Origin of the sequence: Chitinophaga sp. (assembly GCF_036569185.1) — a bacterium.
GTDB lineage: Bacteria > Bacteroidota > Bacteroidia > Chitinophagales > Chitinophagaceae > Chitinophaga.
The window spans coordinates 19546-31312 of record NZ_DATCRD010000270.1 but is presented as its reverse complement, the minus strand read 5'-3'; the positions used below and the strand labels follow the sequence as shown (position 1 = coordinate 31312).

Sequence of the window (11767 nt, the reverse complement as noted above, 5' to 3'; positions counted from 1 at the left end):
TCCGCGAAGAGGTAAATGCAGGCATATACGAAAAACTGGCCCTCGGTTACGCCCATGAAATTTTTAAAAAGAATGATATCGCCATCATGTGCGGCGGCACCGGCCTATATATCCGGGCCTTTGCGGAAGGCATTGACGATATGCCCCCTATTGCGCCGGGCATCCGTACCCGGCTGAATGAACAGTATACTTTGCATGGCCTTTCCTGGCTGCAGCAGCAATTACAGGAACGTGATCCCGGCTTTTACGCCATCGCGGAAACACAGAACCCCCAACGCCTCATCCGCGCGCTTGAAGTGCTGGACGCCACCGGCCGCTCCATCACCACCTTCCGCAGCGCTACCCACTCCCCCCGCGATTTCCGGATGATTAAAATAGGCATCACCCTGCCCAGGGAGCTCCTTCATCACAATATCCATCACCGGGTGGATGCAATGGTGCGGGCCGGACTGGTAGAGGAAGTCCGCTCCGTGCTGCCGTACCGCGATCACAACGCGCTGCGCACGGTTGGCTACCAGGAAATATTCAGCTTTCTTGATGGCTACATCTCCCTGGATCAGGCCATCGATGATGTGAAAACGCATACCCGCCAATATGCCAAACGCCAACTTACCTGGTTCAGGAAAGACCCGGCATTCCAATGGTTCGACCCCCGCTACCCGGCGGCCATCATGGCTTATGTGCAGCAGCAGCTGGCATCCTGAGCCGGGTAAGCCCCGCGCAGGAACTGTTATGGCGGCCATATACCGGTATTCATCTACACAAAATAATTACGGACAACCACTGTACTGAAACCGGACATTTAAGATAAATATAAAATATGTAAATCTCTTGTACCTAAAGGTGTGGCAACATGGCATTTTCTTAGCTGCCCGGTGTTTGCTCTGCTCACGAAACCTTTTGCGTATGTTCAAAAATTACCTGAAAACTGCCTGGCGTCATCTCTTAAAAAACAAACGTTTTACTATCCTCAATCTCATTGGCCTGTCTACCGGTCTCGCCTGTACGCTGCTGATCTGTTTATGGGTATACGATGAGCTTCGCATCGATCACTTTCATAAAAATGATCGCCGTCTTTTCCAGGTAATGGAAAACCAACCACATGAAAAAGGTATCACTACCGCCAACGGAACACCCGCACTACTGGCGGCCGCATTGAAGGCTGATATGCCTGAGGTGGAAAATGCCACCGTATGCACTCCTCCTTCCTGGTTCCCGAAAACCGCGCTCACAGCGGGTAATAAAATCGCCAGGTCAACTGCCGTATTCGCAGGGCAGGAGTACCTGCAGGTATTTTCCTACCCTTTACTGCAAGGCAATAAAGAGCAGGTATTACAGGATAAAAACAGCATCGTGATATCCTCATCGCTGGCGCGTAATTTATTCGGCACCACCAACGCTGTAGGCAAAACTATCACCTGGCAGCTGGATCGGTTCAAAAAAGTCAGTACCGTGTCCGGCGTGCTGGAGGACCTGCCGGCCGGCTCTTCCACGCAATTCGATTGCCTGCTGCCTTTCGATGCCTTCCGGGAAATCATGAACATCACCGCACTGGATCCGCAAGGCCCGTTTAATACCTTCCTGGTGATGAAGGAAGACGCCAACATCCCGGCATTCAATGCAAAGCTGAGCCGGTTTATGACTGGCCTCACCCAGGGCGGCGCCACGCAGCGGGAGGTGTTCCTGCAACGCTACAGCGACTTGTACCTGCATGGCAATTTTGAAAACGGGGTGGCCTCGGGCGGCAGGATCAGCTATGTAAAATTGTTTTCACTCATCGCGCTTTTTATACTGGTCATTGCCTGTATCAATTTTGTAAACCTCTCTACTGCACAGGCTTCCGGCAGGATGAAGGAAATGGGCATCCGCAAAACGATAGGCGCCAACCGCCTGGCGCTGATCTTGCAATACCTCGGGGAATCCATGCTGATGACCATCCTCGCACTGGGGTTTGCATTGCTGTTGGTGGCATTGTTGCTGCCGGAATTCAACCGCATCACAGGCAAAGCCTTATCTTTTTCACTAAGTGGCAGCATGATAGGGATCGTTGTTGCAGTGGCCCTGCTCACAGGTTTGCTTGCAGGCGGTTACCCGGCGCTGTACCTGTCTGGTTTTAACCCCTTGCCGGTACTGAAAGGAAAAGTGCCCGGATCACCCGGACAATTGCTGGCCCGCAAAGGGCTGGTGGTATTCCAGTTCACCCTGTCGGTATTGTTTATGGTGGCGGTGATAACAGTGTACCGGCAGATAGCTTATGTGCAGCATAAAAACCCGGGGTACGACAAAGACAACGTGGTATATTTTGATGTGGAAGGAAAAGTGCCGCAACATATCCCTGAATTCCTGGCGGAATTGAAAAGGATACCTGGCGTGGTAAACGCTTCTGCTATGGTGGGTAATGTTTTAGGCGCGCCTTCCGTGGGATGTACCTGGAAGGGCAGGGGCGTTACGGAAACCATCATGTGCCGCCCGTTTATAGTGAATTATGATATGATAGAAACGCTGGGCCTGGAAATGGCCGCTGGCAGGCCGTTCTCGCGCGACTATGGCGCAGATGATTCCAGGATTATTTTTAATGAAGCAGCTATCAAAGCCATGGGCATTGAAAACCCGGTGGGGAAGGTGATTGAATTTAACGGGATGAAAACGGAGATAGCCGGCGTTGTAAAGAATTTTCATTTTCAATCCTTGCATGAGGCCATCAGCCCTTTGTTTTTCCGGCTGGATTCACTGAACAGCACCGTAATGGTAAAAGTAAAAGCCGGGCAAACGAAAGCGGTGCTGCCTGCACTGGCTGCCTTCTACCAGCATTATAACCCGGGGTTTACCTTCGATTATAAATTCCTCGACCAGGATTACCAGGCGCAATATATCGCAGAGAAAAGAGTAGCGGCATTATCAAAATACTTTACCGCGCTCGCTATCCTGATCTCCTGCCTTGGCCTGTTTGGCCTGGCCGCTTTCACCGCAGAAAGCCGGCGCAAGGAAATCAGCATCCGCAAAGTGCTGGGCGCTACGGCCTCTCACGTGATGGTAATGCTTTCCGGCGAGTTCCTGCGGTCGGTATTAATTGCTGTGGGGATCGGCTTACCGCTGGCATGGTACTGCATGAACCGTTGGTTACATGGTTTTGCTTATCATATTGAGATGAATGCGGGCATATTGCTGCTGGTGGGAATTACTATCGTCGTGATCACCTTATGTACAGTAAGCTTCCAGGCTATACGGGCGGCGCTGGAAAACCCGGTGAAGAACCTGAAGGCGGAATAAAACGAAGGTTGTCTGACTCCGGATTAAACTGATTACATTGATTTTTCTGTCCAGCTATTTAAAAAGAAAGTCGGGATGCAATTTTGCACCCCGACTTTCTTTTTATAGGATATGATGTTGCTTAGAACTTGAATCCAACTGTAAGCAGGATGTTACTTCTTGTATAGTCGAGCGTGGCGGCTGCAGGGCTCAGTGCAGCTTCATACACGGTGTAAGGCTGGTACCTGTCTTTACCCTGTGTATAACTGTAAGTAGCATCTACATAAAGCCCTTTGTTACGGAAGCCCAAACCGCCGCTGTAAACTTTGCGGGAAGCATTTACGCCTGCGTTGTATTTATCATCGCTGTACGGATTGCCATAAGAAGCAAAGCCGGCTCTTACCGCGTAGATCGCCATAAATTTAACTTCAGCGCCTACACGAAGATTGGAAGTGGATTTATAAACAGCGCTGATATTATCGTTCAGGCTTTTTTCCCCGGCCCTGTCGTCTTTCATCCTGAACTTACCCGAAGGCGTGTTCACGAATTCATAGTCGGCTGCAATAAAGCCCTGGGTGCTCTTTGGTTCCTGCAGGTTACCAAAAAAGTAGGAGGCGCCGGCAGCTGCACGTAAAGGCGCGGTGTAGTTATAGTCATATTCCACAGGGTAGCCTTGTGTCTGGTCAAATGAAGTGGAGCCTACTTCACCGCGACCGTCTTCCACATCAGAATAGAGTTCTGAACTGTAGCTGTCGTGCAGGGAATACCAGGTAGGGGTAACGAAGGTACCGCCCAGCCTGAAGTGATCGGTCACTTTATAGAGGATACCGATTTTACCGCCAACACCAAGTCCTGTCCGTTTCAGATCTTTATAGTAATCGAAGTAGCCGAAGTTGTTGCCTTTATCGCTGCTGGCATCATCTTCCGACCAGGAAAGTGATTCCTTGTAATTAATGCTGGGAAGGTTCAGGCTGGCGCCGATGTAGAGGCGATCGCCATAGTTACCGCCAATTGCAAAAGTATATTCGTTCATACCACCTTCTGTTTTCAGGGTACCTCTTTGCTGTATGCCTTCGGTAAGCCCGCCTATCTGCCTGGAAGGGGAAGCGAGTGTCATGGGTTGTTTATTGCCGGTGGTAGGCTGGTAATCAGCCAGCAGGCCGGTACTGAAGCCGAGATCGGAGCCCAGCGCCTGGGTAGCTGAAGTGCCGTCGAAGATATCATCTACAAAACGGTCGGAATAGGATGATTTTGTATTGTGGCCTGCAATAACAATTTCGTTGTTATAGTTGGCCAGGCGTTCCATACCCAGTGAAAAGGTAATGTTGTTCCAGCTGCTGCTGCCGCTGTTTTTATTGGTAGCCATGATCAGCCCAATGGAAGGCAGCTGGAAATTGCTGCGGTTACCTTTATTATCAAGCTGGGAATTGCCCAGGTAATTAGAGGTATTTTGAGAGATGCCTACGCCACCTGAAACATGGAACTCGCCGGTTTTAAAGATGGCAATACCTGCCGGGTTAATATGAGCAGATGAATAATCTCCTCCGAGTCCAACCCCGGCGCCGCCTAATGCCTGTGTTCTGGCTGTACCATGAGGTTGCAGCGGGGAATAAAGTAACGCGTCGTTGGAGCTTTGGCCTAGGGCTGTCACAGATATAAACAAGCCACCTAAAAGAGGATAAAGTCTTTTAATCATAATCTGTATTCTTAAAATGAGATTTGCTGCAGGTTAATTAACGGTCGCTAACGTATGCTGCGATAAGTATAACGTGCTGAAATAGCAAAACGTGTGCGAGATAAAAAAATAAGCGTAGGTTTTTAGGCTACGCTTATCTTGTTAATGATTTTTATTATCAACGGCCTCCTCTGGATGGACGGCTGTAGCCTCCACCACCGCCGCCGCCGGAATTACCGCCACCTACACGGCCACCGCCGGAGCTGGGTGTGTAACTTGGAGCCGGAGAAGGAGCAGGTCTGCTGTATTCAGTTCTCTGCGGACGGGAATAGCCACCGCCGTTATTGTTGTTGCTGCCGCTGTTCTGGTAAACAGGTCTGGTAACAGGCCTTTCAGAGCTTGACTGCTGGAATACACGGCGTGGTCTGTCACCACCGGTTGAGCTACCGCCATTGGCAGGCTGGAAAGTTCCGGTCCTGGAAGGACGGGTATAACCGCCGCCGCCGGTGCCGCCACTGTTGGTATATTCAGCCCTGCGAACACGTTCGTTGCCACCTCTTACAGATCCGTAGGAGTTGGAAGGACGGGTTACGTAGTGGCCATAGTATCCGCCGCCATAGTAACCGCCGTGGCCCCAATAGCCGCCGCCATAATATGGATAATAGTAAGAAGGCCAGTAGCTGCCTACATATGGGTAACCCCATCCGCCGTAGAAGCCGCTGCTCCATGGGCTATAGTAGCCACCAAGTCCCCAGCCGAATCCCAGGCCGAAAGAAGGGCCATAGAAACCGCTGTACGGGTAGCCGTAGCCGTAACCCAGGCCAAGTCCCCAGCCGCTGCCGTATCCCATACCAAAGCCGCTGCTCAGGTACAGGTTGGAAGCTGCATTATAACCATCCCAGTAATCGCCGGAATAGTTGCTGCCACTGCCAAAACGGTTTAAACGACGCTGGTAATCGCCCTGGTCGTCATCCTGGTAAGTGACATAGGTACCGCCATCTTCCTGGGTGCCTTCTACATAGTTGGCATCATTTTCATCCTGACGGCTGTTGCCGTTAGAGCCATTGCTGGAGGCATAGGTACGCTGCTGCTGACGCGGAGAATAGTATACATCATCCGGTGTCTGAGCCGTTTTGTAGGTACTGGAACACGCCCCCAGTGCGAGCGATGCTGCCAGTCCAATGTATATTATAGGCTTCATTTGAAATATGTTTTAAGCGTGATTCGTATAGTAAATTTACTTCTTTTTAACGGATTTAACTGGAAGAAAGTTACAATAACACAGGCTACGTTATATTATTTTATGATAAGTGTTTGCAACGTTATGTTTTTCATCTATGTTTGTGGAATTTCTTCGTGATATAAATCGGACAAAAACTAAGCCAATCCGGCCTTTGGCAGCCGGCTGACAGATTTAATTTTGTCTCGACAAATTTAACCGGAAATTGCTTAAAACAAAAGATATATAAATAAGGTATAATTTTTATGAGTAAAGAGATTACGGCCCGCTCGGAAGACTATTCCAAATGGTATAACGACCTGGTATTGAAAGGCGGACTGGCAGACTATTCTGCTGTGAAAGGATGTATGGTGATAAAACCATATGGATTTGCTTTGTGGGAAGCCATGCGCGATGTGCTGGACCGCAAGTTCAAGGAAACCGGTCACCAGAATGCTTATTTCCCGTTGTTCATCCCTAAAAGCTTTTTAAGTAAAGAAGCCGCTCACGTGGAAGGATTTGCCAAAGAATGCGCCGTGGTAACCCACTACCGTCTCAAAAATGATCCTGATGGCGGCGGCGTTATCGTGGACCCGGAAGCCAAACTGGCAGAAGAGCTCATCGTTCGCCCCACTTCTGAAACGATTATCTGGAATACCTATAAAGACTGGATCCAGTCGTACCGCGACTTACCCCTCCTGATCAACCAGTGGGCAAACGTAGTGCGCTGGGAAATGCGTACCCGCCTGTTCCTGCGTACCACCGAATTCCTCTGGCAGGAAGGCCATACTGCACATGCCACTGCGGAAGAAGCGATCGCGGAAACAGAACAGATGCTGAACATCTACGCTGATTTCGCGGAAAATTATATGGCCGTGCCCGTAGTACGTGGACTGAAATCGCCCAGCGAAAGATTTGCCGGCGCCGTGGAAACCTATTGCGTGGAAGCCATGATGCAGGACGGTAAAGCCCTGCAGGCCGGTACCTCCCACTTCCTGGGACAAAACTTCGCCAAAGCATTTGATGTACAATTCTCCAACAGGGAAAATAAACTGGAACATGTTTGGGCTACTTCCTGGGGAGTATCCACCCGTCTTATCGGTGCGCTCATCATGGTCCACAGCGATGATGAAGGACTGGTAATGCCGCCCAAAATTGCGCCTATCCAGGTGGTAATTGTACCTATTTATAAAGGCCCTGATCAGAAAGCAGGACTGGACGAAAGGGTAAATGTGATTGTAAAGGAACTGAGAAGCGCCGGGATCAGCGTAAAATACGATGATTCCGATAACAACCGCCCTGGCTGGAAATTTGCGGAGTATGAAATGAAAGGGGTGCCGGTTCGTATAGCCATTGGCGCGAGAGACCTGGAAAATAACGTGGCAGAAGTGACCCGCCGCGATACGAGGGAGAAAATGAGCCTGTCGCTCGATGGTTTACCAGCCCGTATCACCGCGCTGCTCGAAGAAATACAACTTAACCTTTTCAACAAGGCAAAAGCTTATCGCGATAGTCATATTACCCGTGTAGATACCTTTGAAGAATTTGAGAAAGTGCTGGACGAAAAAGGCGGTTTTGTATCTGCCCACTGGGACGGTACCGCCGAAACGGAAGAACAGATCAAAGAACGCACAAAAGCGACGATACGCTGCATCCCGCTCAATAATCCGCAGGAGGCTGGCACCTGCATACTAACAGGTAAGCCTTCCAAAGAAAGGGTGCTGTTTGCAAGAGCGTACTAGGAAAGAAGTATCACATTAAGTATTACGGGTAACGGATTTTTACGGAAATTCCCGTAAAGATTTGTCATCCGTAATACTTAACAGCTGGTGTTTCCCACAAATAAACCGTTAAAATGATCCGATGCCCTTGAACCGTTTCATAATGTTATGGGGGTTGGTCTTCTTTTGCACTGTTACAACATCCCTGGCCCAGGGCCTGATGATCCGTAACTATAATGTGAAGGACGGGCTGGCCAACGCTACTGTTTATGCTGCTGTGCAGGATAAAGACGGGTTCATATGGTTTGCAACACCTACCGGCGTTAGTAAATTTGATGGTAAACGGTTCCGCAACTACGCCAAAAAAGATGGTCTTACAGATAATGAAGTAGTGAAACTCGCTGCCGATTCCAAAGGAAGGGTATGGTTTTTTACTCTCAACGGAAAGCCGTCCTTTTATGAAAAATCAGTGATCCACAGCGAGGAAAACGACTCTTCCCTCATCTTCAACAGCCGCAGCCACTACATGCAGTACGCCTTTGAAGGCAAAGGCGGTTACATCTGGTTCCTCAATACCAACAACCGGATTGTTCAATACAACGGCAGAAAAACAATCTACGATAAACTGGGCGCCTCCGGGGCAGACCTGTACTTCCTGATGCGCAACGACAGCATCTTTCACCCGCTGCAGGCTTCCTTTCATCTTGAAAGCCTGGCGGATCCCGGCAACCCGCAGCAACACATATACGCCGTATCCCCGTACCCGTTAGAAGATACCAATTTCCAGGCCCGCATCAATGAAAGCGCGATCGTGATCATCCGGAATACCCTGTTTTCCTACACCGGGAAGGATGCCGTGCGTTTTTTCAATGGAGAAGAATGGGGCATCAGGGATGATATCAGCCACATCTGCATTGATAACGATAACCTTTGGATCGGTACCCAACGTGCGCTCTATTTCCTTAAAGGATATTTCAGAGGGGAAAGAAATGTGATCCGCCTGCTGGATAATCACTTTATTACCTCGTTGTTGAAAGACAGGGACGGTAATATCTGGATCACCACCTTTGGCGATGGTGTATATAATATCCCCTATAAAAATTTTTATTTCAGTTATCTCGATAATACCAACGGGCTATACTCACATTCTATTTTCAGTATCAGCAAAGACAAAAAAAACAACCTGCTGCTTATCGGGCAGAACGCCGGCGTGCTCAATACAATAGATGCCGGTAACAATATCCGCCAATACACGGTAGACACCACTTCCGGCCGCAACAGCGTACTTTCCATTACCCCGTACAGCAACGACAATGTACTGATCGGTACGGATAACGGTTTGTATAAATTCAACAGCGTGTCCCGGAAATCATCGCTCATTACCTCGGTAAAAATGCTGAAGGATGTGGATGTATCGCCTGGTGGCAAAATAAGGATCGCGGCAAAGAACCAGGTGGTAGTGCCGGATAACTATTCCATCAATGACCTCGACATGCTGGTTACCTCGCTGGCCAGTATCAACGACTCCGCTTATTATGTAGGTACCAACAGCGGCCTGTTTTTTTGTACCGACCGCAAACGGCAACTGCAACCCGCCGCCGTGGATACCCTGCTGAAGGTAAGCATCAAGGACCTGAAATGGCTGGATGGCTCCCTGTGGATAGGTACCAGCGACCAGGGCATCTACGTGATCCAAAACAACAAGGTGATCAAACACCTGTCTACCGCCAACGGCCTCGCCAGCGACATCTGCCAGCAGATTTATTACGACGGCATCAGCCGGTTGTATGTGGCTACGAACCGCGGTGTATCCGTCATCGACATAAAAAAGCAGACGATTACACGTAATATCACTTCCAGCGATGGCCTGCCCTCCGATGATATCCGCGGGGTGTATGCTGATAAGGATATCCTGTACATTGCCACTTCCAACGGGTTGTGTTATTTTAATGCAGACCATATCCCGGTGGATACCGTGCCACCGGTGATTTACTTGAATAACATCCGGTATGGCGACAGCACTTTCCTGGCCTCGGGTAATTTTGTGCATCTCTATCAACGCAAAGCCTCATTTGAGGCGGAATTCGGCACCATCGTTTTTGACCTGCCGGAGCTGGTGGAATACCAGTATAATTTTTCGGGAGATACTACCAGCGGATGGGTAACCACCATGTCCAACATCATTCCCTTCCCCGATCTGCAACCTGGCAGCTATACCCTGATGCTAAGGGCGAAGAAGTACAAAAGCGACTGGTCCAAACCGGTAAGCATCAATGTAAGTATCCTGCCCAGGTGGTACCAGCAATGGTGGGCGAGGGGCATACTGCTGCTGGCCGGCTTATTGCTGGTGCTGGCAGGTTTACGGTATATTATCCGGCGGATCAAACAGGCGGAAAAACGTAAAACGGAGTATAACCGGCGTATTGCGGAGCTGGAAGCCAAAGCGCTTACCAACCAGATGAACCCGCATTTTATTTTCAACTCACTGAACTCGGTACAGCACCTGATACTGGAAAAAGAAGAGAAACAGGCGCTGAATTTCCTGGCGGACTTCGCTACGCTGATGAGGCAGATGCTCAATAACTCCAGGAAATCGTATATATCACTGGAAGAAGAAATCGCCTTCCTGACCCGCTACCTCGAGTTGGAGAAGATCCGGTTTGCGCATTCATTTACCTATCATTTTATTATGGAGGATACCTTAAAGGAGTATACCATCTACATTCCTCCCATGATCATTCAGCCGATAGTAGAAAACGCTATTAAACATGGCCTGGCGCCAAAGAATATAAGCGGTTACCTGGAAATCCGCCTCGAAATGGTAGACGACCTGCTGTACTGCTCAGTAGATGACGACGGAATAGGCTGGGATAAGTCGAACAGCATTAAAAGTTCAAGGCTCATTAAACACGAGTCCACCGCACTTAGTGTGATTAAGGAGCGGTTGCAGATTATAAAATCTTTTAATGGAAGTGTTGGAAAGTTAGAAATTATTGATAAATTTAAATCTGGTTTCGGCAATAAGGAAGGTACCTTAGTTGAAATACTGATTCCCATTGTTAAGATGTTATGAGTAATATAAAAGCTGCCATTGTAGACGATGAAGTCCGCAACATTCATATTTTACGCAATATACTCGAGAACTACTGCAAAGATGTGACAGTTGTCGGTGAGGCGCAAAATATCAATGAGGCGGCGGAAATGATAAAAAACAACCCCATTGATGTTCTGTTTCTTGATATTGAGATGCCGCCACACAATGGATTCCAGCTATTGGAGATGTTTCCGGTGCTGAACTTTGAGGTTATTTTTATCACCGCTTTCCAGGAGTATGCACTGCAGGCAATTAAATTTGCCGCACTCGATTACCTGTTGAAGCCAATCAAGGTAAGTGAGGTGGAAGATGCGCTGGAGAAAGTCAAAAAAAGTAAGAAGGGACGGCTGAATGAACTGGCGTCCATACTGAAAGACTATGTAAAAAATAACGATAATGCCTTCTCAAAGATCGTTATACCGGTGAACGACGGGTATAACGTGATTGACCTGAAGGACATTATCTATTGTGAAGCATTCGACAGCTATACCAAAATTCAGCTGATCAATAACGTATCCCACCTGATCTCCAAATCGCTGAAGGAATACGAGGAAATGCTGTCCGATAAAGGATTTTACCGGGTGCATAAATCTTTCCTCATCAATATCCATCACATTGTGAAGATCATTAAAGGGCTGGGAACGGCCGTGGTGATGAGCGATCAGAAGAATATTCCCATCTCTTCCCGTAAAAAAGACGAGTTCTTTACCCAGTTGAAAGGGGTGATCAACTTATAATATTATTAAATTTTTTTAATTATTAAAGCCGGTGAGCCATCGCTTAACCGGCTTTTTTATGCGTTAGCTAAA

At 48.6% G+C, this 11767-nt stretch carries 7 protein-coding genes; 5 read left to right on the top strand and 2 right to left on the bottom strand.

The annotated features are described in order from the left end of the window. Both miaA and VIM72_RS20970 read left to right on the top strand, forming a co-directional pair. On the top strand, window positions 1–704 hold a 704-nt coding region (gene miaA, locus VIM72_RS20975), incomplete at its 5' end, for a tRNA (adenosine(37)-N6)-dimethylallyltransferase MiaA (protein WP_332004782.1). A 202-nt stretch (window positions 705–906) separates the two neighbouring features. Continuing rightward, the gene (locus VIM72_RS20970) at window positions 907–3270 is read left to right on the top strand and encodes an ABC transporter permease (RefSeq protein WP_332004781.1); all 2364 of its coding nucleotides are present in this window, start codon (window positions 907–909) and stop codon (window positions 3268–3270) included. A gap of 121 nt (window positions 3271–3391) precedes the next feature. On the opposite strand, the gene VIM72_RS20965 is transcribed toward VIM72_RS20970, so the two are convergent. Next, complete coding sequence (locus VIM72_RS20965; RefSeq protein WP_332004780.1) at window positions 3392–4900, bottom strand: hypothetical protein; 1509 nt, start codon at window positions 4898–4900, stop codon at window positions 3392–3394. A 202-nt stretch (window positions 4901–5102) separates the two neighbouring features. Next, complete coding sequence (locus tag VIM72_RS20960) at window positions 5103–6125, bottom strand: hypothetical protein (RefSeq protein ID WP_332004779.1); 1023 nt, start codon at window positions 6123–6125, stop codon at window positions 5103–5105. Between the two features lie 284 nt (window positions 6126–6409). Here VIM72_RS20960 and proS point away from each other — a divergent pair, with 284 nt between their 5' ends. From proS to VIM72_RS20945, 3 genes are all read left to right on the top strand, one after another. Next, complete coding sequence (proS, locus tag VIM72_RS20955) at window positions 6410–7885, top strand: proline--tRNA ligase (protein WP_332004778.1); 1476 nt, start codon at window positions 6410–6412, stop codon at window positions 7883–7885. A 127-nt stretch (window positions 7886–8012) separates the two neighbouring features. Then, complete coding sequence (locus tag VIM72_RS20950; RefSeq protein ID WP_332004777.1) at window positions 8013–10937, top strand: sensor histidine kinase; 2925 nt, start codon at window positions 8013–8015, stop codon at window positions 10935–10937. Then, window positions 10934–11695 carry a LytR/AlgR family response regulator transcription factor gene (locus VIM72_RS20945; protein WP_078672331.1) on the top strand — a complete coding sequence of 254 codons (762 nt, stop codon included), beginning with the start codon at window positions 10934–10936 and terminating at the stop codon, window positions 11693–11695. The genes VIM72_RS20950 and VIM72_RS20945 overlap by 4 nt, the downstream gene beginning before the upstream one ends. Window positions 11696–11767: the final 72 nt, after the last annotated feature.